Source organism: Tsukamurella sp. NPDC003166 (assembly GCF_040611135.1).
In the GTDB taxonomy this organism is placed as follows: domain Bacteria; phylum Actinomycetota; class Actinomycetes; order Mycobacteriales; family Mycobacteriaceae; genus Tsukamurella.
Map to the genome: position 1 here is coordinate 15,466 of NZ_JBEXNL010000007.1, position 24,505 is coordinate 39,970.

19 protein-coding genes are annotated in these 24,505 nt (G+C 72.3%); 11 read left to right on the plus strand and 8 right to left on the minus strand.

Features of this window, described 5'->3' with window-relative positions; genetic code table 11:
- The first annotated feature begins 22 nt into the window (after positions 1-22).
- Positions 23-1,135 (plus strand): acyltransferase, encoded by a 1,113-nt coding sequence (locus tag ABZX10_RS10265; protein ID WP_355538290.1) that lies wholly within the window; start codon positions 23-25, stop codon positions 1,133-1,135.
- Between the two features lie 354 nt (positions 1,136-1,489).
- Positions 1,490-3,082 (plus strand): protein kinase, encoded by a 1,593-nt coding sequence (locus tag ABZX10_RS10270; RefSeq protein ID WP_355538293.1) that lies wholly within the window; start codon positions 1,490-1,492, stop codon positions 3,080-3,082.
- Positions 3,083-3,141: 59 nt separating this feature from the next.
- On the opposite strand, the gene ABZX10_RS10275 is transcribed toward ABZX10_RS10270, so the two are convergent.
- Genes ABZX10_RS10275 through ABZX10_RS10285 form a run of 3 tightly spaced genes read right to left on the minus strand, consistent with a single transcriptional unit; the run spans position 3,142 to position 5,378 of the window.
- Positions 3,142-3,642, minus strand: coding sequence for a hypothetical protein (locus ABZX10_RS10275; RefSeq protein ID WP_355538296.1), 501 nt, complete (start codon positions 3,640-3,642; stop codon positions 3,142-3,144).
- Positions 3,639-4,061 carry a CoA-binding protein gene (locus tag ABZX10_RS10280; RefSeq protein WP_355538299.1) on the minus strand — a complete coding sequence of 141 codons (423 nt, stop codon included), beginning with the start codon at positions 4,059-4,061 and terminating at the stop codon, positions 3,639-3,641. Before ABZX10_RS10280 ends, ABZX10_RS10275 begins: the two co-directional genes overlap by 4 nt.
- A gap of 33 nt (positions 4,062-4,094) precedes the next feature.
- Positions 4,095-5,378 (minus strand): acetyl-CoA C-acetyltransferase, encoded by a 1,284-nt coding sequence (locus tag ABZX10_RS10285; RefSeq protein ID WP_355538302.1) that lies wholly within the window; start codon positions 5,376-5,378, stop codon positions 4,095-4,097.
- Positions 5,379-5,483: 105 nt separating this feature from the next.
- On the opposite strand from ABZX10_RS10285, the gene ABZX10_RS10290 reads away from it, so the two are divergent.
- Complete coding sequence (locus ABZX10_RS10290) at positions 5,484-6,842, plus strand: 3-oxoacyl-ACP reductase (RefSeq protein WP_355538305.1); 1,359 nt, start codon at positions 5,484-5,486, stop codon at positions 6,840-6,842.
- 1 nt (position 6,843) lies between these two features.
- Positions 6,844-7,740: a MaoC/PaaZ C-terminal domain-containing protein gene (locus ABZX10_RS10295; RefSeq protein ID WP_355538308.1), complete on the plus strand. Its 897-nt coding sequence runs from the start codon at positions 6,844-6,846 to the stop codon at positions 7,738-7,740.
- Positions 7,741-8,108: 368 nt separating this feature from the next.
- Here the strand turns inward: ABZX10_RS10295 and ABZX10_RS10300 are convergent, their stop codons facing one another.
- The 3 genes from ABZX10_RS10300 to ABZX10_RS10310 all read right to left on the minus strand — a co-directional run bounded on the left by ABZX10_RS10300 (position 8,109) and on the right by ABZX10_RS10310 (position 10,728).
- Positions 8,109-8,705: a TetR/AcrR family transcriptional regulator gene (locus tag ABZX10_RS10300; protein WP_355538311.1), complete on the minus strand. Its 597-nt coding sequence runs from the start codon at positions 8,703-8,705 to the stop codon at positions 8,109-8,111.
- A 78-nt stretch (positions 8,706-8,783) separates the two neighbouring features.
- Positions 8,784-9,944: a glycoside hydrolase family 3 N-terminal domain-containing protein gene (locus ABZX10_RS10305; RefSeq protein WP_355538314.1), complete on the minus strand. Its 1,161-nt coding sequence runs from the start codon at positions 9,942-9,944 to the stop codon at positions 8,784-8,786.
- Positions 9,945-9,969: 25 nt separating this feature from the next.
- A complete protein-coding gene (locus tag ABZX10_RS10310; protein ID WP_355538317.1) occupies positions 9,970-10,728 on the minus strand; it encodes a hypothetical protein in 759 nt (252 codons plus the stop codon).
- Positions 10,729-10,803: 75 nt separating this feature from the next.
- Between ABZX10_RS10310 and ABZX10_RS10315 the strand changes: the two genes are divergently transcribed.
- The 4 genes from ABZX10_RS10315 (at position 10,804) to ABZX10_RS10330 (ending at position 16,845) form a co-directional block, all read left to right on the plus strand.
- A complete protein-coding gene (locus ABZX10_RS10315; protein WP_355538320.1) occupies positions 10,804-11,730 on the plus strand; it encodes a cytochrome c oxidase assembly protein in 927 nt (308 codons plus the stop codon).
- Between the two features lie 84 nt (positions 11,731-11,814).
- Positions 11,815-12,309, plus strand: coding sequence for a universal stress protein (locus ABZX10_RS10320; RefSeq protein WP_355538323.1), 495 nt, complete (start codon positions 11,815-11,817; stop codon positions 12,307-12,309).
- A gap of 17 nt (positions 12,310-12,326) precedes the next feature.
- Positions 12,327-12,527, plus strand: coding sequence for a DUF2613 family protein (locus ABZX10_RS10325; protein ID WP_355538326.1), 201 nt, complete (start codon positions 12,327-12,329; stop codon positions 12,525-12,527).
- Positions 12,514-16,845 carry an alpha-(1->3)-arabinofuranosyltransferase gene (locus ABZX10_RS10330; protein WP_355538329.1) on the plus strand — a complete coding sequence of 1,444 codons (4,332 nt, stop codon included), beginning with the start codon at positions 12,514-12,516 and terminating at the stop codon, positions 16,843-16,845. Before ABZX10_RS10325 ends, ABZX10_RS10330 begins: the two co-directional genes overlap by 14 nt.
- Before the next feature lie 357 nt (positions 16,846-17,202).
- Here the strand turns inward: ABZX10_RS10330 and ABZX10_RS10335 are convergent, their stop codons facing one another.
- Positions 17,203-18,471, minus strand: coding sequence for an acyltransferase (locus ABZX10_RS10335; RefSeq protein ID WP_355538332.1), 1,269 nt, complete (start codon positions 18,469-18,471; stop codon positions 17,203-17,205).
- 174 nt (positions 18,472-18,645) lie between these two features.
- Between ABZX10_RS10335 and ABZX10_RS10340 the strand changes: the two genes are divergently transcribed.
- Positions 18,646-20,016 carry a DUF3068 domain-containing protein gene (locus ABZX10_RS10340; RefSeq protein ID WP_355538335.1) on the plus strand — a complete coding sequence of 457 codons (1,371 nt, stop codon included), beginning with the start codon at positions 18,646-18,648 and terminating at the stop codon, positions 20,014-20,016.
- On the opposite strand, the gene ABZX10_RS10345 is transcribed toward ABZX10_RS10340, so the two are convergent.
- On the minus strand, positions 19,943-21,157 hold the full coding sequence (locus ABZX10_RS10345) for a polysaccharide biosynthesis protein (RefSeq protein WP_355538338.1): 1,215 nt from the start codon (positions 21,155-21,157) through the stop codon (positions 19,943-19,945). The two genes, ABZX10_RS10340 and ABZX10_RS10345, sit on opposite strands and share 74 nt — an antisense overlap.
- A gap of 29 nt (positions 21,158-21,186) precedes the next feature.
- Here ABZX10_RS10345 and ABZX10_RS10350 point away from each other — a divergent pair, with 29 nt between their 5' ends.
- Together ABZX10_RS10350 and ABZX10_RS10355 are read left to right on the plus strand one after the other, a co-directional pair.
- The gene (locus ABZX10_RS10350; protein WP_355538341.1) at positions 21,187-22,893 is read left to right on the plus strand and encodes a hypothetical protein; all 1,707 of its coding nucleotides are present in this window, start codon (positions 21,187-21,189) and stop codon (positions 22,891-22,893) included.
- Positions 22,894-23,086: 193 nt separating this feature from the next.
- Positions 23,087-24,502 (plus strand): condensation domain-containing protein, encoded by a 1,416-nt coding sequence (locus ABZX10_RS10355; RefSeq protein WP_355538344.1) that lies wholly within the window; start codon positions 23,087-23,089, stop codon positions 24,500-24,502.
- Positions 24,503-24,505: the final 3 nt, after the last annotated feature.

The window sequence follows — 24,505 nt, forward strand, 5'->3', positions numbered from 1 at the left end:
GCAGTTCCCCGCCCTCACCGGTTTGCGGGCGGTCGCCGCGTTCGCCGTGTGCGTCACCCACGCCGCGTTCTGGGCGGGCGACTACACCCCCGACGTCTGGGGAGCCGCCTACTCCCGGCTGCAGGCCGCGGTGCCGGTGTTCTTCGCCCTGTCCGGGTTCCTGCTGGTGCGGCCCTGGGTCGCCGCAGCGCGGTCGACGGTACGCGCCGGGCGCGACGGGCCCGACGGGCGCGACGGCGGGGCCGCCGCCGGGCGGCGAGGGCCCGACGTGCGGCGCTACGCGGCCCATCGCGCGTGGCGGATCCTGCCCGCCTATTGGACCGTGGTCACCGTCGTCTACGTGATCTACCTGTGGCGCCCCGACGGTTCCACCCACGGCCGGGGCTGGGTCGGGTACGTGCGGCACCTGACCTTCACCCAGATCTACGGGGTCGGGTACGTGCACACGGGGCTCTCGCAGATGTGGAGCATGTGCGTCGAGTTCGCCTTCTACCTGGTGCTGCCGCTGCTGGGGTTCGCGATCGTCCGGTACGGGCAGCTGGCGTGGATCGTGCCCGCGGCGATGGTGGCGGTGTCCGTCGGGTGGCTGGTGCTGGTCATCGAGACGAACCTGTTCGGCAAGACCACCCGCACCTGGCCACCCGCCTACGCCGCAGCCTTCGCCGCCGGAATCGTCGTCGCGCTGATGATCGACCGGGTGCGGACGGCGTCGTGGGAGCGGTGGGCGCGTCCGGCATTGCTGCTCGGCGCGGCGGCTGCCTTCGCGGTGCTGCTGACGCCCTCCGCTGGGCCGCTCGACCTGCGTCTGCCCACCGCCCCACAGGGCGTGACGAAGTACGTGCTCGAGGCGCTGATCGGCGGGCTCCTGGTGGCGGCCTTCGCCGTCGGCAGGCCGGGAGTGCTCGGCTCGCGGCCGATGATGTGGCTGGGGTCGATCAGCTACGAGTACTTCCTGATCCACGTGATCGCGATGGACGTCGTGGTGCTCAACGTGCTGCACTACCCGCTGTTCCAGGGCTCGACGTGGACGATCGTCGTGGTGACCTCCCTGGTCACCGTACCCCTGGCCTGGGTGCTCAGCCGCGCGGTGGAAAGATTGCGGGCCCGGGCGTCCCCCAAGGTAGGTCGTCGATAGGCAGGTCGCCGGCGCGAAAAGGTATGCACCCGCCGCATACCCTGCGTCGTCGCAGGTCAAGGCCTATCTATCCGGAAGAGGACATACATCCCATGCATACCCTCGCTTGCCGCACGTGTCGCGCCGTAGCCTCTCTGGGGCGGACCGCGGCAGAGCCGCTCAGGATTTCGGGTCCTGCGCGGTCGCGGGCGCGTGGAAGACGCTCCACCTCACCGCAACCCGACATCCTGAGCCACCGCGACGTGAGCACGAACCGGCGGCGGGACCCGCCGTCGTGTCGGCCGATCGGACGACAGACAACCGCCGCGCGGATTGATATCTTCAGCCTGAAGTATGCCGTGACCGAGGGGGAACATGACCGGCGCAGACCGCTCGGAGATCGCCGGTTACCCCGTCGTCCGGCGGTTGGGCGCGGGTGGCATGGGCGAGGTTTTCCTCGTCCGGAATCCGCACCTCCCGCGGCAGGAGGCGCTCAAGGTGCTCGACGGTGCCCTCTCCCGCGACGCCGACTTCCGCGCCCGGTTCGACCGCGAGGCCGGCCTCCTGGCCGGCCTCAATCACCCGAACATCGTGACGCTGCACAATCGCGGCAGCTCCGGCGAGATGCTGTGGCTGGCGATGGAGTACGTCGACGGGGTCGACGGCGCCGAGCTCCTCCGGCGCGAGGGGCCGCTGCCGCTCGGCCTCGTCGCCGAGATCGTGACCGGCGCCGCGTCGGCCCTCGACTACGCGTACCAGCGGCGCGGGATCACCCACCGCGACGTGAAGCCGGCGAACATCCTGCTCGCCTTCCACCAGGGCCGCGTCGACGCCGTGAAGCTCGCCGACTTCGGCATCGCGAAGGCGGCCGGGGAGTCCACGAGCCTGACGTCGACCGGGCTGACGATCGGCACCATGGCCTACATCAGCCCCGAGGCCATCACCGACCCCGCGAGCATCACCGGTGCGGCCGACCAATACAGCCTCGCCGCCACGGCCTACGCCCTGCTCACCGGGGCCGGACCGTTCACCAAGCCGAGCGCCCCGGCGCTGATGAACGACCACCTGAACTCGCCCGTCCCGCCGATCTCCGCGCGGCGCCCCGGCGTGCCCGCCGAGCTCGACGCCGTCTTCGAACGCGCGCTCGCCAAGAACCCCGCGGACCGCTACCCCACCTGCTCCGCCTTCGCCGCCGGCCTGGCCGCCGCGATCGGGCCCACCGACCGTCCCGCGGCACCAGCCGGGCCGACCGCACCAGCCGGGCCGACCGCACCGGCGCGGGCCCGGCCCGCGGATCGTCCCGCACAGCCGGTCGATCCCGCGGCCGAGACGCTGCTCCGCGCCGGGCCCACCCCGGCGACGCCCGCGCCCACCGTTCCCGCGGTCCCCGCCGATCCCACGGTTCCTGCCGGTGCCGCAACGACCGTCCGCCGGCCGTCTCCGGGGCCCGCACCCGCAGGGGCATCCCGCGGCAAGCGCACCGCGCTGGTCGCCGGTGGCGTGGCGGTCGTCGCGCTGGCGGCCGGGGTCGGCATCCTGCTGGCGACCGGCGTCATCGGGTCACCGTCGTCCACTCCGGCCACGGCCGACGACCGGTCGTGGTCGACGACCGCCGCGCAGCCCACCACGAGCGCGGCCGGGTCGACGGCCACCGCGACGGTCCCCGCGGGCTACACCCGCTGCGGCACCGTGACGTACCCGCAGTCGGGGACCGCGCAGACGTACTTCCTCTCCGGGCTGACGGGCCGGGTCACGATGAAGGACGTGTCGTCGTGCGACGTCGCGGAGAAGGTCGTCCAGGACTACCTGAGCGCCCCTTCGTACACCACCTCGAATTCGCTCGTGACCACCGCCGGCGGATGGAGCTGCTCGAATTCCACTCCATCCATCGTGAGCAGCGACGGGCTCCTGAGCATCTGCACCACCGAGACCAGTATCAGCAGCAAGATCCAGGTGATCAAGGACTGACCGACCGGGAGACTGCGTACGCCTCCGAGCGGTCGCGTCCGCGGTGCTCCGGGCCCGGGCTACGGGCGCAAGGCGGCCGTGACCCCGTCGATCAACTCGCGACGCCGGCCCGACGGTGCGTCCCACAGCGTCCCGGTCAGCGACTCCAGCGCCGCGACCTTGGGCTCCAGCTCCGCCAGCGCCGTCGTGCGCTCCTCGCCGGACAACTGCGCCGCGGCGATGATCGCGTCGTCGAGGGTGAAAACCGCGTCGTCGAGCGCGGCGAGGTCCGACTCGGGTCCGTGTACGGCCGAGTCAGCAGGCGGCGGCACCGCGGGGGCGACAGCGCCGCGGTGGACGTCGGCGATGGCGTAGCGGACCCGCTGATGCAGCAGCGCCTCGGGCGCCGTGGACGAGGTCCACTCCGCCGGCGCGCGGCCCGGCCGGCCGGGGATGAGGTCGGCGGAATCGGCGAACGCCCGGATCCGCTTGTTGGAGTCGCGGACGAACCAGAGGACTCCGACCAGCGTGAGCACGGCGACCACCGCGACCACGAGGACGATCACGAGGCCGACGCTCATGCCTTCCTCCGCGAGAACTGCGTACGCCGCTGCTCGATGATGAGGCAGCGGTCCTCGACGTACAGCAGCCCTGCGGATTCGGCGATCTCGCGGGCCTCCGCCGAGCGGATCCCCAACTGCAACCACAGCGCGGTCGCACCCGCGGCGACGGCCTGCCGGGCGATGTCCGGGGTGAACTCCGAAGGCCGGAAGACGTCGACCAGCCCGACCTGCTCCGGGACGTCCGCCAGTGTGCGGTACACCTTCTCGCCCAGGATCTCGTCGGCGTGCGGGTTCACCGGGATGATCCGCCATCCGCGGTGCTGCATGTAGGCGGGCACGTCGTGTGCCGCCTTCGCCGGATCGGCGCTGGCCCCGACCACTGTGATGGTGTCGTAGTCGCGAAGGATCTTCTCGACCACGTCGTCCGTCGTGCTCATACCCACCACTGTAGGCGGCCGGGGCCTGCTACATCAGCCCTCGATGATGGCGGTGATGCCCTGGCCGCCGGCGGCGCAGATCGAGATCAGCGCGCGACCGCCGCCGTTCTCCTTGATCTGCTTCGCGGCGGAGGCCACGATGCGGCCGCCGGTCGCGGCGAACGGGTGCCCGGCCGCGAGCGACGAGCCGTTGACGTTGAGCTTGCTCCGGTCGATCGAGCCGAGCGGCTTGTCCAGGCCGAGGCGGTCCTTGCAGTACTCGGGCGACTCCCAGGCCTGCAGCGTCGCGAGCACGACCGAGGCGAAGGCCTCGTGGATCTCGTAGAAGTCGAAGTCCTGCAGCGTGAGGCCGTTGCGGGCCAGCAGCTTCGGCACCGCGTAGGTCGGCGCCATGAGCAGGCCGTCCTTGCCGCCGACGTAGTCCACGGCCGAGTACTCGACGTCCTTGAGGTAGGCGAGCACGGGAAGGCCGCGCTCGGCGGCCCACTCGTCGGAGGACAGCAGCACCGTCGACGCGCCGTCCGTGAGCGGCGTCGAGTTGCCTGCGGTCATCGTCGCATCGCCCAGCGCGACGCCGAAGACGGGCTTGAGGGTGGAGAGCTTCTCGACGGTGCTGCCGGGGCGCAGGTTGTCGTCGCGGGTCAGGCCGAGGTACGGGGTGATCAGGTCCTCGAAGAAGCCGCGGTCGTACGCGGCCGCCATCTTCGTGTGGCTGAGGTAGGCCAGCTCGTCCTGCTCGGCGCGGGAGACGCCGAACTCCTTGGCCGTGATGGCGGCGTGCTCGCCCATCGACATGCCCGTGCGCGGCTCGCCGTTGCGCGGGATGTCGATGCCGAGGTTGGCGGGGAGCTTGCCGAGCAGCTTGAGGCGGTCGACGGTGCTCGACGCCCGATTGAGCTCGAGCATCACCTTGCGCATGCCCTCGGAGACGCCGATCGGGGCGTCGGAGGTGGTGTCGACGCCGCCGCCGACGGCGACGTCGTAGCGGCCGAGCTGGATGCCCTGGGCCGCGGCGTTGATCGCCTGCAGGCCGGTGGCGCAGGCCTGCTGCACGTCGAACGCGGGGGTGTACGGCGAGAGCGGGCTGCCGAGCACCGACTCGCGGATCAGGTTGAAGTCACGGCTGTGCTTGAGCACGGCGCCGCCGACGACGGCGCCCAGCTGCTCGCCCTGCAGGTTGAAGCGGCTCACGAGACCATTGAGGGCGGCGGTGAACATGTCCTGGTTGCTGGCCTTCGCGTACGCACGGTCCGAACGGGCGAAGGGGATCCGGTTTCCGCCGAGGATGGCGACCGGGCGGGTTTCGATGTTTGCCACGGGTTTCTCCCAGTGATCGAGGGTTGCTACTACCGAGTATTCTTACTCTGGAGTAAGTTGCTTGTCGATAGCCTATCGGAACCCCACACGGATGAGGTACCCCACATGCCTGATGCACCCAGCACGGACTTCTACGCGGCCTTCGTGAAGTCGGGCCCCGGCTCCTTCCTGGCCAGCCGCCTCGGCCTGCCCCAGCCGCCCGTCCTGCGCCGCTACCAAGCCGGCAAGCCCGCGCTCGCCGGCCCCGTCCTCCTCGGCGGCAAGGGCCGCCTCGTCGAGCCCGTCCGCGAGCTGCTCGCCGACTACGACCTCGTCGTCAACAACGGCGGTGCCCGCGGCGCCGAGAAGCTCGGCGGCGCGGTCTTCGACGCCACGGGCATCACGTCGATCGACGAGCTGGTCGGCCTGTACGAGTTCTTCGCCCCGCAGATGCGCTCGCTGGGCAACAGCGCGCGCCTCGTGGTGCTCGGCACCACCCCGGAGCTGATCGAGGACCTCGACGAGCACATCGCCGCGCGCGCCCTCGAGGGCTTCACGCGTTCCGTCGCCAAGGAGCTGCGCGACGGTGCCACCGCCCAGCTCGTCTACGTGCACCCGAAGGCCGCGACCGGCGCCTCGGGTCTGGCCTCGACGCTGCGCTTCCTCCTGTCCGGCAAGTCGGCCTACGTCGACGCACAGGTCATCCGCGTCACGGACAAGGACGCGACCGCCCCCGCCGACTGGGACAAGCCGCTCGCCGGCAAGGTCGCGCTGGTCACCGGCGCCGCCCGCGGCATCGGCGCCACCATCGCCGAGGTCCTCTCGCGCGACGGTGCCCACGTCATCGCCGCCGACATCCCCGCCGCCGGCGAGGCGCTGTCCGAGGTCGCGAACAAGGTCGGCGGCACCGCGCTGCCGCTGGACGTGACCGCTGAGGACGCGGGCAAGAAGATCGCCGAGCTGGTGAAGTCGCGGCACAACGGCCTCGACATCATCGTCAACAACGCCGGCATCACCCGCGACAAGCTGCTCGCCAACATGGACGAGTCGCGCTGGAACTCGGTCATGGCCGTCAACCTCAAGGCGCCGAAGCAGCTGGTCGACACCCTGCTCGCGGAGGACGCCCTGAACGAGGGCGGCGCCGTCGTCGACGTCTCGTCGATCGCCGGCATCGCGGGCAACCGCGGCCAGACCAACTACGGCGCCACCAAGGCCGGCGTCATCGGTCTCGTCGACGCCTACACCCCGGTCCTGGCGAAGAAGAACATCACCATCAACGCCGTCGCGCCCGGTTTCATCGAGACCGCCATGACCGCCGCGATCCCGCTGGCCACGCGGCAGGCCGGCCGCCTGATGAACTCGCTGCAGCAGGGCGGCCAGACCGTCGACGTCGCGGAGACCATCGCCTACTTCGCGGCGCCGTCGTCGGCCGCCGTGACCGGCAACGTCGTGCGCGTCTGCGGTCAGAGCCTGCTGGGGGCCTGACATGGCCAAGAACGTGACCGTGCTGCAGGCGCCGCCGTCGAGCCTGTCGGTGCTCACCCGCGGGCTGCGCGGCATCCTGCCGGTCGTCGGCAAGCAGGGCCCACTCAAGCTGGAGACCGCACTGCCGGACCGGACCGTCGAGCTCACCGTCGACGTGGATCCCGCGCGGGTCGGCGAGTACTGCGAGGTCGTGGGGCTGCGCAACACCGGCGAGGTGCCGGTGATGTACCTCTACGTGCTGTCCTTCCCGCTGATCATGGACCTGTTCCTGGCCGACGACTTCCCCGCCGCCGCAGTGGGTTCCGTGCACGTGGAGAACACCATCACGCGGCGTCGCCGGGTGGTGCCGGGCGAGTCGCTGACGCTGCGGACGTCGGTGGGCAACCTGCGCGAGCACCGCAAGGGCATGCTCATCGACTTCACGACGGAGTTCACCGATGCGTCCGGCGCATCGGTCGCGTCCGAGGTGTCGACGATGCTCATCCAGCAGCGCACGTCGCTGTCGGGGGACGACGGTGCCCGCGGCAGCGCGCCCAAGGAGGGCCGCCCCGGCGCCCCCGACGCGCTGCTGTCCGTGAACGGCTCGCTGATCCGGCAGTACGCCGGCGTCAGCGGCGACCGGAACCCGATCCACATGTCGCCGATCGGCGGCAAGGCCTTCGGCTTCCCGTCCTCGATCGCGCACGGCGCGTGGACGGCCGCGGCGATGCTGCGCGTCGTCGAGGGCCACATCCCCGACGCGGTCGTGCACCACGTGCGCTTCGGCAAGCCGGTGATTCTGCCGGCCCGCATCGGCCTCTACGTCGCGCGCGACGAGGCCACCGGCGGCACCGAGATCGTGGCGAAGGACCTCAAGAAGGGCTTCCCGCACGTGACGGCCACCGTCACCCCGCTGTAGTCCCCACCGGCGACGACCGAGCCCGCTCGCTCCGCTCCCGGCGCTCACGGTGCCCCGCCCGGCTTCGGCCCGGCGGGGCACCGTGCGTTCCGGGAGCAGGAGGTCCGGGGGATCGGCTGGGCCGGCGCGTACGGGGTGATCAGGCGGACGCGAAAGAGTCATGTGTCGTTCCGACAACCTATGCGCCCCGCGCATGCCCCCGTAAATTCGCAGTTCAAAGACCATTTCGGCGATCAGAGCTATGCACTCAGCGCATGGTCGCGGCGCGGATCCGGGCCGACTTCTGCTTTGCCGCCGAGCCCGAGCCTCTCCTCTCGGCCCCCTGAACGCCGGCCGGCCCCGCCGAGCCCGAGCGCACCGTCGGCGAACTACTCCGGGCGCTCGCCGCGGATGCCGCCCCAGAGGAACGAGGTCATGATCTCGACGGCGCGGTCGAGCTCGACCTTCCCGGTGGCCAGACGGTCCGCGATCGCCTCACCGGAGCCGACCAGCGCCACGGCGTAGAGCTCGAAATCGGTGTCCTCGGGCGCGTACTTCGCCGCCTCGCGGAGCAGCACCGCCGTCATCTCGACCACCCGCTCGCGGCTGTTCTCCGACAGCGCGGCGAAGGCCGCCTGGCCCGTGGCCTCGCGGTACATCACGCGCCAGGCGTCGCGGTTCTGGTCGACGTACTGGAGGAACCCGGCGATCACCGAGCGCAGGCGCTGCAGCGGCGGGAGCGTGGGGCTCGCGTCGAACTCGATGCTGCGCATGAACTTGCCCGCCTCGCGGGTGACGCAGGCGCCGAACAGTTCGTCCTTGGACCCGTAGTACAGGTACAGCATCGGCTTGCTGATCTGCGCCTCACGAGCCACGGCATCCATGGACGTCTCGTAGAAGCCGTTGCGCGAGAACACCTTGATGGCGGCGTCCAGCATCTGCTGCTCGCGCACCGCGCGGGGCAGACGCTTCGTTCCACCGGCCATCGGCATCCTCCTTACTCTCGAGTCAGATCCTATCCCACAAGGTTACCCGCAAGTAAGTTCCGGGAAAACCAACCGGTTTCAGCAGGTCACGACGTGCTTGGCGCGGGCCACCCGGAGCACCGAGTCGTCGAGCTGCTTGCGCGTGAGCTTCCCCGATTTCACGGCGGCCTCCACCGCGTCCAGCGCGGCGCCCAGCTGGTCGGTCGAGATCCACAGTGCGATGTCCGCCCCGGCGAGGAGCGCCTTCGTCACCGCCTGCGGCACGGTGAACTCGTTGGTGATCGCCTTCATGCCGGACAGATCGTCGGTGAAGATCGGGCCGTCGAAGGGCTTGGCGCCGTATCCGGATCCCGTGCGCAGCAGGTGCATGGTCGCGGGACTCAGGCTGGTGGGCAGGCCGGGCTCGGTCAGCCCGGGCACCGTCAGGTGGCCCACCATGATCCCCGCGTCGCCGGACGCGGCGGCCGCGCGGAACGGGATGAGGTCCTTCGTCTTGAGCTTGTTCAGCGCCGGCACGCTGACGCCGCCCTGATGCGAGTCGCCGGACGAGCTGCCGTGGCCCGGGAAGTGCTTGAACACCGGGTACACGCCGCCGTCGCGCAGGCCGGCCGCGAAGGCCTGGGAGTACCTCGTGACCACGGCGGGATCGTCGGAGTACGAGCGGTCACCGATGACGGAATCGTCGGGCTGCGCGGAGACATCGGCGTCGGGCGCGAAATCCACCGTGATGCCCATCGACTTCATCAGCTTGCCGACCCGCGCGCCCTCGGCCCGCGCCTGCGCGATGGTCATCGTGCGCGCCAGCTCCCGCGCCGAGACGAGGTTCGCGCCGGGCACGCGGGAGACGCGGCCGCCCTCCTCGTCGACGGACACCATCGCCGGCACCTTGCCCGCCTTCGCCACCGACTGCAGGGTTCCGCCGGAGAACACGCCCTTGTCGGTCCAGCTACCGATGAACACCCCGCCCGCGCCCTGCTGCACGGCGCGGCGGGCGTCGGCGGCGTCTTTCACCCCGACCATGAGCAGCTGCCCGACCTTCTCGCGCACCGTCATCTTCGCGAGGAAGTCCGTCGCGCAGGCCGCCGGGCGTCCCGGGCCCGACGGTGCCGCGGAGGCCGTCGAGCTCGCCGCCCGGGCGGCCGTCGCGGTCGCCGACGGCGCGTCGGGGGTGGAGGTGCCGCACGCGGCGACCGTGGCCGCGGCGATCACCACGATCGTGAGGTTCCGGTTCAGTCGCATCGGGATCAGTGTGTCAGATCGACCGTCAGCCCTTGGCGACCTTGTCGATCGAGGCGACGAGGAGCTTGTCGAACAGCGCGCGGTCGGGGGTGCCGTCCATCGACATCACGACCACGGAGACGGCGTACGCCCCGACCCGGGCGATGCCGACGATGGACCGCTGCTTCGTGCTCTGCCCCGCGACCTGCGAGGTGGCGGTCTGCTCGATCACGAGGAGGTCGTCCGCCGGCGTCTTCGGGGCGTCGGAGGCGACGGTCGTCTCCATCTGCGTGCGCACCTTCTGACCCTGCACCGACATCTCCGCGGTGACCGACGTGCACGCACCCCGGTAGGAATCGCGCAGCTTCTGCACGTCGGGCTTCTGCGCGATGACCGACTCGCTCGCCACGCCGCTCCCGACGGTGCCGACCGCCATGCCCAGCTGCGAGACGTTCAGCTTCTTCGCCGCGTCGACGACGGCCGTGCCGGACCCGCACGACGCGGGCGTGATCGTGGCGCCGTTGGCGGCGCCCGACAACTGGTCGACGGACTGCTGGAGCTGCGCCTGGCCGACGGGCACGGCCGTGATGCCGGCCGGCAGCTCGGCGGCGGTGAGCGCGAGGTCCTTCGCGGGCTTCGTGGCGGCCGCCGCCGTCTCCGCCGCAGTGGCAGTGGCGGTGGCGGTGGCGGAATGACCACTGTGGTCCGTCGTCTCGGTCGAGTTCCCGCCGCCGCAGCCGGCGACGAGCGCGGCGGCGGTCAGTGCGGTGGTCGCGACGCCGGTGAGGCGGATGAGCTTCGTCATGGTTTCTCCCGATTTCTGCAGGTCCAGCGCCCGCTGAACGTGCCTGAGTACGCCCGGCGGACGTACCGTTCACCGGTGAGTATCGCTGTTCCCACTTCCGCCTGGCTGGGCGACTGGCACATCGACGCCCTGGGCGTCGCCGCGGTCCTGCTCGCCGCGGCCTATCTGGGAGCCGCGCGGGGCTGCCCGGTTCCGCTCGTGCGCCGGGTCGCGTTCGTGGTCGTGGGATGCGCGGCGGCAGCGGTGCTCGCGTGCGGCCCGATCACGGACTACGCGCCGCGCCTGTTCTGGGTGCGGGCGCTGCAGATCACGCTGCTGCTGTACGTGGTGCCGCTGGGCCTGGCGTCGGGGATGCCGGTCACGGTGTTCGGCAGCCGCCTGCCGGCCGCCCGACGGTCCGCCGCGCTCCGGGCCCTGCGCAGCCCGCTCGCGCGGGCCCTCGGGCATCCCGCCGTGGGCTCCGGCCTGTTGCTGGTCACGCCGTGGGTGCTGCTCTTCTCCGGCTGGAACCTCGCGGCGATGCGGGATCCCGCGCTCGACCTGCTCACGCGCGGCCTGCTCGTCCTCGCCGGTTTCGGGTACTTCTACACCCGCATCCAGGCGGATCCGGTGCCGCGCCGCTACCCGCAGGGCGTGTCGCTACTGATCACGCTGGTCGAGTCGCTGGCCGACGGGGTCCTCGGGATCGTCGTGTGGCTCGGACCGGTGCTGTACACCGCGCACTACGCGGCGCTGGGATTCGGCGAGGACCAGATGCGGCTGTCGCAGACCGTCGGGGCGGGCATGCTGTGGCTGCTCGCGGACCTGTTCGGCCTGCCCTTCCTGGTGATCCTCATGTTCGCGCTGCGCCGCGAGGACGCCGCCCGGCAGGTCCGGGTGGACGCGGCCGAGGACGCCCGGGACGCGACGCGCGCCGACGACGAGCAGGCGGGCCGGGGCGCACCGTCGAACGGCCTGTGGTGGGAGTCCGACCCCGAACTGGCCCGCCGGTACCGCCGCTGACACACCCGTACTTGCATCTTGCAACTCGGCGGTTTCGGCGTAATCTGGAGGTATCAGGTAACCGCGAACATCGAGGTGATCCCCATGACTGTTCCCGTGAAGGTTCTGATCGCGTACGACGGCTCGGAGTCCTCCCAGCGCGCCGTGAAGTACGCCAGCAAGGTGCTCGCCCAGGGGCGTGACGCGGAGGCGATCGTCGTCACCGCATGGGAGTCCACGATCCACCAGGCCGCCCGCCTGTCCGCGATGTCGGGCGTCGCCGGGGCCGGGGCCGCCGAGACCGCCCTGACCCGCGAGAGCGACATCGTCCACGACGAGGCGCGCAAGACCAACCAGGAGGGCGTCGATCTCGCGGCCGCCTCCGGGTTCACCGCCCGGGGCGAGCTGGTCGAGGTGTCCACCACGGTCTGGGCCGCGCTGATCGCCGCGTCCGACACCGACGACGTCGACGTGATCGTGTCCGGCAGCCGCGGCATCTCCGGGATCAAGGCGCTCTGGCACTCGTCGGTCTCGGAGCACGTCCTGCGCGGCTGCCAGCGGCCCGTGATGATCGTGCCCTCGGGCTGCGCCGACCTCTAGCCTGTAGACTCGCCGGCATGGACCGCACCTCGATCATCGCCAGCGCCACCGCCGCGCTCGCCGGCATCGTCGTCGCCGTGGCCCTCGCACTGGTGAGCGGCGCGGCCGTCGGCCAGACGACGCCGTCGACCGAGGTCGGCGCCGTGAACCCCGACAAGGGCTTCCTGCAGGGCTCGTCGAACTACGGCGAGCGCGACGACTCGGGTGCCAACAAGTAGCCCCCAGCTCTCCGACGAACCCCTGACCCGCCGCGCAGGCGCGTGGGCGTTCGTCGCCCTGCTCGCGCTGAGCTTCCTCAGCGCCCCCGGCAAGGTCGTCGCCGACACCAAGCTCGACCTCACCGCGAACCCCCTCGGCTTCCTGGCGCGGGCGGCGAACATCTGGTCCAGCCAGTCGCCGCTGGGGCAGGTGCAGAACCAGGCCTACGGCTACTTCTTCCCGCACGGCGCCTTCTTCGCCCTGGGTCAGCTCCTGCACGTTCCGCCGTGGATCACGCAGCGGTTGTGGTGGGCGCTGCTGCTGTTCGCCGGGTTCTGGGGGATCGTCCGGCTCACCGAGGCGTTGGCCACCGGGTCGCGCGGCAGCCGGATCGTGGCAGCGGCCGCGTTCGTGCTGGCGCCGCAGGTGCTCACCACGCTCGGAGCGATCAGTTCCGAGACCGCACCGGTGATGCTCGCGCCGTGGGTCCTGTTGCCGCTGGTCCAGATGGTGCGGGGGAGCGATGTCCCGCTGCGGAACCTGGCGGGCCGGTCCGCGGTCGCGGTCGCGCTGATGGGCGCGGTCAACGCCGTGGCCACCGGCTTCGCCTGCGCGGTCGCCGCGCTGTGGTGGCTCCTGCACGCCCGGGTCGGCAGGGGCACGAGACGGTTCTGGACCTTCAGCGCCTGGTGGGCGGTATGCGTCGCGCTGGCCACCACCTGGTGGATCGTGCCGCTGCTCATCATGGGCCGGGTCAGCCCGCCGTTCCTCGAGTTCATCGAGTCCTCCCGCGCCACCACGCAATGGGCGTCGCTGCCGGAGGTCCTCCGCGGCACCACGTCGTGGAGCCCCTTCATCTCCGACGAACGCGCCGCCGGCGCGATGCTGACGACCGCCCCCGCCGCCGTGGTCGTCACGGGCCTGCTCGCCGCGGCCGGCATCGCGGGGCTCACCATGCGCGGCATGCCCGAGCGCGGGGTCTGGGCGACGGTGCTCCTCATCGGGCTGGCCGGCATCGGCGCGGGCTACGCGAGCGGGCTGGGTTCCCCCTTCGCCGAGCCGGTGCGCGTCTTCCTCGACAGCGTCGGCGCGCCGCTGCGCAATGTCTACAAGCTCGAGCCCTTCCTGCGATTGCCGCTGGTCATGGGCCTGGCGCACCTGCTGGCCCGGGCGCCGCTGCCGGGCACCGTCGGACTGGCCCGCGTACGGCGGGCGCTGGCGCACCCCGAGCACGACCGGCTCGCGGCGGGCGCGCTCGCCGTCGTCGTGGTGCTGGCGCTGGCGGGCGGCATGGCCTGGACCGGCAAGCTCGCGCCGCGCGGCCCGTACGACCGGATCCCCGACTACTGGTCGCAGGCGGCGGACTGGCTGTCGGCGCACGCCTCGGGCACCGCACCGGGGCAGGCCCGCGCCGAACGGGCCCTGGTCGTGCCGGGCGCCCCGTTCGGCGCGCAGTTGTGGGGCCTGACCCGCGACGAGCCGCTCCAGCCCCTGGCCCAGACGCCGTGGGCCGTGCGCGACGCGATCCCGCTCAACCCGCCCGGCGCGATCCGGGCCCTCGACTCGGTGCAGCGCCTGTTCAGCGCGGGAACCCCCTCACCGGGGCTCGCGGCCACGCTGCGCCGCCAGGGCATCTCCTACCTGGTGCTGCGGGCCGACCTCGACCCCGACACCTCTCGCTCGGCGCGCCCGGCGCTGGCCCGCGCGGCGATCGAGGGCTCGCCCGGGATCACGCAGGTCGCCACGTTCGGGCCCGAGGTCGCGCCGCCGACCGTCGAGAAGGTGGTCGTGGACTCGGGGCTCCGGCCGCCCCTGCCCGCCATCACGATCTACCGGGTCGACGGTGCCGCCCCCACCGGTCCGTACGTCACCGACCTGGCGTCGATGCCGCGGATCGCCGGCGGCCCGGAATCGCTGCTCACGCTGCAGGCCGACGCCGCAGCCGCGGGTAGGCGTGAACTGGGCTCGGCGCTGCTCGCCGCGGACGCGGCCGCCGCCGGCCTGCCCGACGGCCCGCTGACCGTGACCGACACGCCGAAGAACCGCGAGACCGACTACGGCCGGGTCGACGACCACAGCTCCGCGATCCGTTCCGCCGACGACCCCCGTCGCACGCTCAACCGGTTGCCCGACTACCCCGTCGCGGGCGCGGGCCTGGTCGACGGGGCCTGGAACAGCGACGGCGGCGCGAGCGTCACGGCGTCGAGCTCGGCGGCCGACGCGACGCAGCTCGGCACGGTACTGCCGGGCGCCGGACCGGCCGCGGCGGTCGACGGCGACAAGAACACGTCCTGGGTGTCGTCGGGCCTGGACCACGCGCTGGGCCAGTGGCTGCAGTTCACGCTGCCCGAGGCGCGCGGCGACCTCGCCGTGACGGTCACCGTCGGGCGGGCGCTCGGCCCCGCGGTCACCCGGCTACTGATCTCGACCGAGGCGGGCACCGTCTACTCCGATCCGGTCACGGCGAACACCCCGATCACGCTGGTCGCGCCGTCCGAGCCGACGCGCTGGGTACGGATCACCGCCGCCGATACGACCGATCACACCTGGGGCAACCAGTTCGCGATCTCCGAGGCGCAGCTCACCGACGCCCGGACTTCGCGCGCGATCCCCGCCCGTCACGACGTGGTCCTGCCCCGGTCCGGCCCCGCCGAGAGCTGGGTCTTCGGGCAGGACACGATGGGCCGCTCGGGCTGCGTCGTGACGCCCGGCGAGAGGGGCGCGCCGGGCCCGGTGCAGTGCGCCGATATCGCGATCGGGCCCGAGGAGCCCGGCCCGCTGCGGCGGACCGTCGACGGTCCCGGTGCCCCGGCCGTGCTGCCCGCCCTGACGGTGCGCGCCCGGCCCGGTCAGGCGCTGTCGACGTTGCTCGCGAATCCGGCGGCCCCGTCGGCCTACGCGGAGTCGGCGGTCGGCGACGGCCGGGGCAGTTCGGCGGCGGTGACGGACGGCGACCCGAACACCACCTGGACCGCGCCCCAGTCGGTGACGCAGCCCACCTCGCCGAGGCCGATCCTGCGGCTGCGGCTGCCGTCGGCGCAGTTGGTCGCGGGGCTCACGCTGACGATGCCCCGCGGTGAGGCGCCCGCCCGGCCCACGCGGGTCGGGATCGACCTGGGCACCGGGCGGCAGGTGCGCGACGTGCCGGCGGGCGATTCCGTCACGGTGAAAGTCGATCCCGCCGTGACCGATTCGATCTCGATCTCCCTGCTCGACTGGGACGAGCGGCTCAACATCAACGCCCTCGGTTTCCCGGAGAAGATGCCGCCCGGGCTGGCCGAGGTCCAGGCGGTCGGGCCCGACGGTGCGCCCGTACCCGGCTCCGAGCCCGCACCCGCGGACCGTCCGATCGTGGTGCCGTGCGAGACGGGTCCGACCGTCCGGATCGGTGACCGCGAGGTCCGGTTCCGGCTCGAGGCGGGCGCCCGCGAGCTGCGCGACGGTGCGCCGGTCCGGGCGGTGGCGTGCGATTCGGCCCCGCTGCCTCTGCCTGCCGGGCGGACGCGGATCGTTGCGGAGCCCGGGCTCGCGTTCAGCGTGGAGACGCTGACCCTGAACACACCCGCTTCGGCGTCCGCGGACGACTCCCCCGGCCGCGCGCCGCGGGACGAGAGCGTGAAGGTGCAAAGCTGGACCCCCGACCGTCGCGTCGTGACGGTCAGCGGCGCGGCCGCCGACCAGGTCCTCGTCGTGCCCGAGAGCCGGAACCCCGGCTGGACGGCGACCGGACCGGACGGTACGCCGCTGCGCGCCGTGACCGTGAACGGGTGGCAGCAGGGTTGGGTGGTTCCCGCGGGGACCGACGGCGCTGTGACGCTGCGGTTCTCGCTGAACGCGCCGTACCGCATCGGGCTGTTCGGCGGGCTGCTCCTGCTCGTGATCCTCGCCGCGCTGGCGCTGGCGCCGGGTCACCGGCCCGGCGCCTCCGCCGCCGTGCGCGCCTGGCAGCCGGGGTGGCTCGCGGGGCTCGGTGTGGGCGCGGCGGCGTTCGTACTGAGCGGCTGGCCCGGACTGGCGATCTTGGGCGCGACCGGCGCGGCGACCTGGGTGCTCTCGTCACTGCACGTGTCCGCCGAGCGCCGCGCCGCCCTGCGGGTGTTCGGCGCGGCGGGTTTCGTGCTCGCCGCGATGCTGCTCCTGGCGACGGGCCCCTGGCACGCCGACACCGGCTACGTCGGCCACGGCCCCTGGCCCCAGGGCCTCGCCCTCGTCGGTGTCCTGCTGATGGCCTGGTCGACGGTGCCGCCCCTCCGCCTGCCGGGCCGTCGTCGCGCCCGATCCGGTGAGGCAGCGACGGCTGGGACGGCGGTCAAGCCCCGCTCCGACGAGGAGCAGTAGTCGATCAAGAAGGGCATGCGCTTTACGCATACCCCACATTCATGCAGTTCAGATGATGTTTTTGACGCAGAGGGTCATGCACTTCACGCATATCCCGGTCGGGCGCGCCATGGATCCAGCCGATCGCCGACACCCGCGCGGAGTCGTTCGGCCCCGACTGAGAGCGGAGGACTGGAGCGGCGAGCCGCAAACTCACAGACGCGAGCCGCAAGCCGGGGGCTGGAGCTGCGAGCCGGGAGTGCTCGAGAACGCGCGAGCCGCGCGCGACGCACCCACCTCGAAACCCGCGGGGTATACGTCCCGCGCATATCCCCCACCAACACATACCCGCCTGACCTGCACTTACTTGGATATACGCTATGTGCATACCCTTTCCGAACGACACCTCGCCCTCGCCCCGGCCGGCCCTGCCCCGGCCGTGCCACCCACCGCACCGTCCACCCCGCCTTCGGACCCGACCGCGGTGGCGGACCGTCGGGCCTCGTGCCGGGCCAACCAGCGGCGGGCCGGTTCCTCCACCCAGGCGTAGCTCAGCGCGGCCACGGCGATCGAGAAGACGAGGGTCAGCAGCGTGACCGTCACCATGTTCCCGTGGAACGGCACGATCGCGAACAGCGGGAAGATCGCGGTGAGCACCACGAGGTGCCAGATGAAGATCCCGTACGACCAGCGCCCCAGCGCCAACATCGGACCCGATGCCAGCCACCGCGACGGCGCCCCCGCGGGCGCGAGTACGAGCGGGGCCAGCAGCAGGAAGGCCAAGACCCCGCCCAGCCCCATCCGGACCGCGAACTGCCAGGACTCGGGGGTGTCCAGCGTCACCGGACCGCCGAGCGGCGTGCAGATCACCGCGAACACGCCCAGGGCCGCGGGCCAGCAGATCCGCCGCCGCGCCAGCCGCCGCGCACGCGCGTACCGCGACACCGGAGCGCAGACCATCTCCGCGAGCACCATGCCCGCCACGAACCACGCCACGTACGAGGGCAACCAGTTGTGGTGGTTCACGCCGGGCGGCAGGGGCAACGCGGCGCCCACCCAGGCCCACGACAGAGACGCCGTCGCCACCGCCAGCAGGACCGGCATCCGCCACGGCGCTCGCGCCCCGCGCACCCGCACAAGTGCCAGCGCAGCGAGCGGCAGCACCAGGTAGAACAGCATCTCCACCGAGAGCGACCACATCTGAGTGAGCCCGTCGGTGAGTGAATAGGGCACGAAGACCTGCGTCAGTGTCAGGTTCGCGAGCCAGGTCGAGCCGGACGGCGGGTCCGCCCGCGGCAGGAGTGCCAGCGCCACGACCGCGACCACCAGGTAGGCGGGCACGATCCGCACGATCCGCGACCGGTAGTAGCGCCCCGTCGCGGGCCCGGCACCGTCGGACCACGCGGCCCGAGCGTGCGCGCGCCACAGCAGAAATCCCGACAACCCGAAGAACAGCGCGACCGCCATGTCGAACCGGCCCCACACCCGGCCCATCACCGAATGTCCGACCTGACCGGTCTGGAAGGCCGTGTGGGTGAGCATGACGGCGACAGCCGCGACCGCCCGCATTCCTTCGAGTGCGGGCACGAAACCGGCCGCACCCGCAGGCTTTGCAGTCTCGAAATCGCTGGTGCCGACTGTGCTCATCGTCCACAGAATCTACCCGCGATTCCGGCTCGCCCCGCGCGCGCGACCGGTGTCACGCCGGACGCACCTGTAGGCTCGGGTACTTGTAGACGGGTGCGCCGGTGCGTGCCCTCACAGCGAACCGGCGCGTGCGACCACGCATGCGCCCCGTAGAAGATGTGAGGAGACACTTCGATGGCGGTAGGCCGTAGCAGGCTGGCGCGCGTTATCGGCCCGATCCTGATCTTCGTGGGCGCGCTCCTGATCACGTCCGCGATCGCCGGACCGGTCTACGTGGCCGGCAAGCTGACCACGATCCCGCTGAACCTGGACATCACCACGGTGGCGCGGTCGGAGAAGCCCGCGGACTCGCAGGCCGACGCACAGTTCCCCGCGCGCCAACTCGATCTGTGTTCGTTCACCAAGCCGAAGGCCGTCGTCAACGACGTCTCGGTGACCACGCAGACCCGCACGCTGGTGACCTCGCCGTCGGACAAGAAGACGATGACGGTCCAGTCCGGCATGTCGATGGTGGTGCCCTCGATCAAGACCAAGGGCGAGCCCCGGCACCCCGAGCTGACCGGCGCCGCGAAGAACGAGCGCCCCTGCGACGACGGACTGGTGCAGGCGTGGCTCGACCGCGTGTCGCTGGACCGCGAGACGGGCAAGCCCACCGACAAGATCTCCGAGGCCACCTACTCGCCCGGCGAGAGCGCCCCCGCGGTGAAGATCGCCGATCGTCAAGGCCTGCAGTACCGCTTCCCCGCGGACACGACGCAGGACGGCCAGTACTCGTTCTTCGACCTCGTCACCCGCAAGAACGTGGGCCTGAAGTTCGTCGAGGAGAAGGAGGTCAGCGGGACCAACACGCTGCACTTCCAAGGCACCCAGGACTGGGTCGACCTCTCGACCATCCGCGACGGCAGCGACGCGACCCTCGGCACGGTGCTCACCAAGACCGCCGGCTGGTGGGGCATCGAGGGACCGGGCGTCGACGCCAAGGACGACATCACCCTCAACCGCTGGGCCAAGACCTCGGTCGACCTGTGGGTGGACCCGAAGTCGGGCATCATCGTCGACCAGTCGCTGCATTACACGCAGCAGTTCCGCACCCCGGCGCAGGTCTCGCCGAACACCGCGAAGCCGGTCCGCGACTTCCGCCTCGAGGTCTTCGACGCCCAGCAGCGCTGGGTCGATGCGACGGTCCGCTCGCAGGCGGAGGCCGCGAAGTCGGCCCAGAACCGGATCGCGGTCGCGAAGTACGTGGTTCCGGCGGCCGGCGGCGTGCTCGGCGTGATCGCCCTGGGGCTCGGCGCGTTCGCGCTCGTCCTGGGCCGTCGGGCCGCTCCTGCGGCGGGCGGGCGCTCGGGGGGCGGGAGCTACGACGGCGCCGCCCCGAGCGCCCCGCTCGACGACGAGCCCACCGCGCACGTCGGCGGCGACGATCCGACGGCGCCGCTGGGTTCCGACGCGGACCCGGCCACCGAGGCCTTCAGCGCTCAGCCGCGGCCGGACGAGTCCCGGACCGAGGCGATCGACTTCCGGAAACGGGACGACAGGCGCTGATCGCCGCGACAGCACCGATCACCATCACCGCCGCGAGCGCACACAGCGCCGCGGCGGTGATCATTTCGGCGGGCGTGCGCGGCCAGGTCAGCAGGACGGCCGCCTCGACAGCGAGCACCACCCAGGCGTAACCCGCCATGCGGGTGCGCTCGATCGCGATCGCGTACAGCAGCAGCCCCTGCAGCACCGCGATGAGCGCGCCCTGCGCGGCGAACAGCCACAGCAGCCCCTGCACGGGCCGGTACTCCTCGCCGGCGAGCGCCGTGGCGAGCGGAGCACAGACCGCCGCCCCCGCCGCGCACACGAGCCCGAGCCCGGTCAGCAGGGCGAGCACGGTGCGCAGCGCGCCCCGGGCCCGTTCGGGCGTGGCGAGCTGCGGGTAGAACACCACCCCGACCGCCTGCGGCAGCCAGAACGCGACCTTCGCGGCCACCGCGCCCAGCGCGTAGGTGCCGCCGGCGGCCGCGCCCAGCACGGGCCGGGCGAGCAGCAGGTCCAGCGACGCGAACACCGCGAGCACCAGCTGCACCGAGCTGGCGCCCAGCACGGCCCGCACCCCGGCGACGGGGGCGAGGGGCGGCGCACCGTCGGACCCGGGCGGCGAGCCGGCGAGCACCCGGCCGAGCCCGGCCGCGACGAGGGCGCCGACCGTGGTGCCGAGCAGCGCGGGGCCCGGTCCCACCAGCAGCCCCGGCATGCTGAACGCCAGCTTCCCCAGGCCCGCGACGGCGAGCAGCACCGCGAGCCGGCCGAACCGCCGCTCCCCCTGCAGGACGCCCTGCTCGACGGCGAGCAGCACGAGCGCGGGCGCGGCGGCGAGCGCGGCGGCGGCCGTGATCGCCCGAGTGTGCAGTCCTGCGGCGGCCAGGGGCACCGCGACCGCGGCGAGAAGCGTCGCGCCGACCGCGATCACGTGGCCGAGGCGGCGCATCTGCGCTGCACCCGCGCCACGCACCACCTGGCGCGCGACCACCGTCTGCAGCGCGAGTGCCGGCACCGCGAGCACGAGCACGAGCTGCAGCAGGGCGGCGAACTCGCCGTACCCGGACGGCCCGAGCCAGCGGCTCGCGGGCAGGTGCACGAAGTAGGAGCAGAGGTTCGCCAGCATCGAGCCGACCGTCACCCACGCCAAACCGCTCACCCGCACATTCTGTCAGTAGGGTGGCGGAGGTGAGATCGCGCGACGCTGCCCTCGCCGCTTGGTCGGCCGCGCTCGCGTTCGTGATCCTGGGCCCGCTGGCGGTGGGCGGGCGGTACCTGCTGCTGCGCGACGCCGTGTCCACCCCGCGCTCGCACCTCACCGACGCCGCGCTCGGCCTCGGCGGCAACGCCGCGCGCGCGACCCCACAGGACTGGCTGCTGGCGCTCGGCTCCCAGGTCGTCGACGGTGGCCTCCTGGTCACGACCATTCTCTTCGTCGCGCTGGTCGCGGCGGGGTGGGGCTTCGGGCGCTGCGCGCTCGCGGTGCTGGACGCGGTGGGCCGGCCCGCCGGTCTGGGCTCGGGGCTCGCCGGGGCGACGGTGGGGCTGTGGAACCCGTTCGTCGCCGAGCGCCTGCTGCAGGGGCATTGGAGTCTGCTGGCCGGGTACGCGGCGATCGGGTGGATGGTCGTCGCCGGACTCCGACTGTCCGGCCGGCGGCAGCTGGGCGCCTTCGCCGCCGCCCTCGCCGCGGGCGGCCTCACGCCGACGGGCGCCGTGCTCGCCCTGATCGCGGGTCTCGTCGCCGCGCCGCGGCGCTGGGCGTGGCTGCTGGGCCTGTTCGCGTGCGCGGCCGCGCCGTGGGTGTATCCGTCGCTGGTGTCGGGCGACGGTGTCCGCGCCGATCCGGCGAGCGTCGCCGTGTTCGCCGCGCGGGCCGAGCCCGGACTCGGCACCATCGGGTCGCTGGTCGGGCTCGGGGGGATCTGGAACCGGCAGGCCGTCCCCGACGGTGCGCCGTGGCTCTGGACCGTCCTCGCCCTCGCGGTGCTAATGGGCGGGCTGATCGTGCTGCGCGCGCGCCTGTTCTCCCCGCCGCTGAGCCGGATCGCGCTGCTCGCGCTGTGTGCGGTGGTCCTGCCCGCGCTCGCGGCGACCGGGCCGGGGGTGTCCTTGCTCGAGGCCGTGGTGCAGGCGATCCCAGGGAGCGGGCTGCTGCGCGACGGCCAGAAGTGGGTGGCGCTCGCGGTGCCGCTCGTCGCGACCTGCGCCGCCGCCCTGGTCGCCGCGGTGCCCGCGCCCGCCCGCGCGGCGGCGGCGGTCGCGGCCGTCGCGCTGCCGGTCGCGGTCCTGCCGGGGCTCGCGTGGGGGGCCGGCGGGGCGCTCGCGCCGGTGACCTACCCGGCGTCGTGGCGCGCCGTCGCCGAGGCCGTGCCGGCGGACCGCGGGGCGGTCGCGGTGCTGCCTCCCGGAATGTTCCGGACGTACGCCTACGGCCCGCCGGCGCCGGTGCTGGACCCGGCGCCGCGGATGCTACGCGCGCCCGTCCTGCAGACCGGTGAACTGCGCGTGGGTGGCCGGTCGATCGACCGCGTGCCGGGCATCGCGGCCGACGCCGAGGACGCGCTCGCCGCGGGTGGCGGCGCCCTCGCGGGCCGGCTGGCGCAGCTGGGCGTCGGCTGGGTGCTCGTGGAGGCGGTGTCCGGCGACGACGGAGCGGTGTTCCCGACGGTGCCCCTGCCGGGCCTGGCACTCGTCGTCGACACGCCCGAGCTGCGGCTCTATCGCGTCCCGGGCGCGATCACGACCGCGGCCGCAGCGCCGTCGGAGCGCGCCGGAGCATGGGCCGCGCACCTGCTGTGGGCCGCGGTGCTGCTGGGCGGCGCCGCTGCGGCCTCCCCGGTCCGACGGTCCGCCGCCGGCTCCGTGGCCGTCGACGGCGACGACGACCGCTGAGCGCGCCCGACTTTCCGTACACGTTCGATGGATTTGCGATTACGTTTGTAGCTTCATGTCTGTTATTTCTTCATATAATTAGCGCCGCGCATGATGCACCCTTTGTGGCGAAATGAGAACCCCTCACCGATGTCGGTTATCTCACTGTTCCCGGGTCTTTTGCGCCGCTATCCACTTCGGGATCATGGTGCGCATGATCTCGGGTTTCTCGGAACAGTGGCAGTGCCCGGCGGGCGAGTGGGCCGTCTGGGCCCCCGACGCGACCACCAGGGAGGCGATGAGAACCGCCCCCGAACTGGGCGTGAGATCGTCCTTCATCCAGGCCGACCACCTCCGCAGCGGCATCGACGGCGAGGCGTGCACGCGCCGGCTCGTGTTCACCACATTCACGATTCACGATGTCTTCGACGAATCGTTGATCGCCGCCGTGTTCACGGATTTCGTCCGTACGCACGATGTCTTCCACACCGCCTTCCCGGTGTCGACGCAACCCGATCCGCGGGGTCGCACCCTCGCGCCGGAGCAGATCGACCTCGCGATCACGGCCTCATCGAATTCTCATCCGGGCGTCAGCGTGAAGGATCATCTACTCGCGTCCGTGCCGGAGCTGCACGACTGGGCGGCCTTCGCCTTCGCGGTCACGGGCATCGAGCAGGCCCGGACGGACTCCCCGGCGCCGCGCTTCGAGGTGGTGGTCTGTTCGGACCACATGTTCACCGACGGCGTCTCGCAGGCCGTGAGTTTCTTCGAGCTCCTCACTCGCTACACCGCCGCCCGCACCGGCCGGCCGTTCACCGCGGTGCCCGTGCGGCCGTACAGCGAGTTCACGCGGGAGCAGCGCACGCTGGCGGCGACCCTCACGCCGACCCATCCCGACGTGGTGCAGTGGCGCGAGACGCTCCGCCGCTCCGGCGGGATGCCGCGCTTCCCGCTCCCCCTGGGCCTGGCCGAGGGCGAGGCGGCGCCGGGCCGGATCGCCGTGCACGGCTCGTTCATCGACGCGGATCGGACGGCCCGGTTCGCCGCGGCGGCCAAGCGCGCGGGCGCGAACATGAGCAGCGCCCTCCTGGCCGTGCTCGGCCAGGTGCACCACAACCTGACCGGCGAAGAGCTGTTCACCATGCTCATCCCGCGCGCCGACCGGTCCGGCGCGGGCGACGCGATGGCCGTCGGCTGGTACGTCACCCTGGTCCCCGTGCAGTTCTCGGCACGTGGCGACTTCGACGAGGTGGCCCGCAACGCGCACGAGGCCGTATCCGTGGCCAAGCATCTCGAGCGCACGCCGGTGTTCCCGGTCATCGACCTACTCGCCGACGACCCCGACTTCCCCGTGGAGCACGGCTTCAGCTCGCCGATGCTCTCCTACATCGACGTCACGCGGGTTCCCGGCGCGGAACTGGCGCGGCAGCACGATTTCTCGGTGTTCGCCAACGCCACGCCCTCCCGCGAGGTCTTCGTGTGGCTCAACCGCGACGAGTCGGGGCTCGACTTCAACGCGATGCACCCCGACACCGTGCAGGCCGCCCGCTCGGTCGACACGGTGTTCCGCCTGCTCCGCGACCGCATCGTCGAGGTCGCCGAGCGTCGCCCGGCCCTCACCGCCGCGTAGACG

What these genes read in the sequence shown, in the direction of transcription:
- ABZX10_RS10270 (WP_355538293.1), top strand. Translation starts at nt 1,490, where the DNA reads ATGACCGGCGCAGACCGCTCGGAGATCGCCGGTTACCCCGTCGTCCGG.
- ABZX10_RS10275 (WP_355538296.1), bottom strand. Translation starts at nt 3,642, where the DNA reads ATGAGCGTCGGCCTCGTGATCGTCCTCGTGGTCGCGGTGGTCGCCGTG.
- ABZX10_RS10280 (WP_355538299.1), bottom strand. Translation starts at nt 4,061, where the DNA reads ATGAGCACGACGGACGACGTGGTCGAGAAGATCCTTCGCGACTACGAC.
- ABZX10_RS10290 (WP_355538305.1), top strand. Translation starts at nt 5,484, where the DNA reads ATGCCTGATGCACCCAGCACGGACTTCTACGCGGCCTTCGTGAAGTCG.
- ABZX10_RS10295 (WP_355538308.1), top strand. Translation starts at nt 6,844, where the DNA reads ATGGCCAAGAACGTGACCGTGCTGCAGGCGCCGCCGTCGAGCCTGTCG.
- ABZX10_RS10300 (WP_355538311.1), bottom strand. Translation starts at nt 8,705, where the DNA reads ATGGCCGGTGGAACGAAGCGTCTGCCCCGCGCGGTGCGCGAGCAGCAG.
- ABZX10_RS10305 (WP_355538314.1), bottom strand. Translation starts at nt 9,944, where the DNA reads ATGCGACTGAACCGGAACCTCACGATCGTGGTGATCGCCGCGGCCACG.
- ABZX10_RS10310 (WP_355538317.1), bottom strand. Translation starts at nt 10,728, where the DNA reads ATGACGAAGCTCATCCGCCTCACCGGCGTCGCGACCACCGCACTGACC.
- ABZX10_RS10320 (WP_355538323.1), top strand. Translation starts at nt 11,815, where the DNA reads ATGACTGTTCCCGTGAAGGTTCTGATCGCGTACGACGGCTCGGAGTCC.
- ABZX10_RS10325 (WP_355538326.1), top strand. Translation starts at nt 12,327, where the DNA reads ATGGACCGCACCTCGATCATCGCCAGCGCCACCGCCGCGCTCGCCGGC.
- ABZX10_RS10335 (WP_355538332.1), bottom strand. Translation starts at nt 18,471, where the DNA reads ATGAGCACAGTCGGCACCAGCGATTTCGAGACTGCAAAGCCTGCGGGT.
- ABZX10_RS10340 (WP_355538335.1), top strand. Translation starts at nt 18,646, where the DNA reads ATGGCGGTAGGCCGTAGCAGGCTGGCGCGCGTTATCGGCCCGATCCTG.
- ABZX10_RS10355 (WP_355538344.1), top strand. Translation starts at nt 23,087, where the DNA reads ATGATCTCGGGTTTCTCGGAACAGTGGCAGTGCCCGGCGGGCGAGTGG.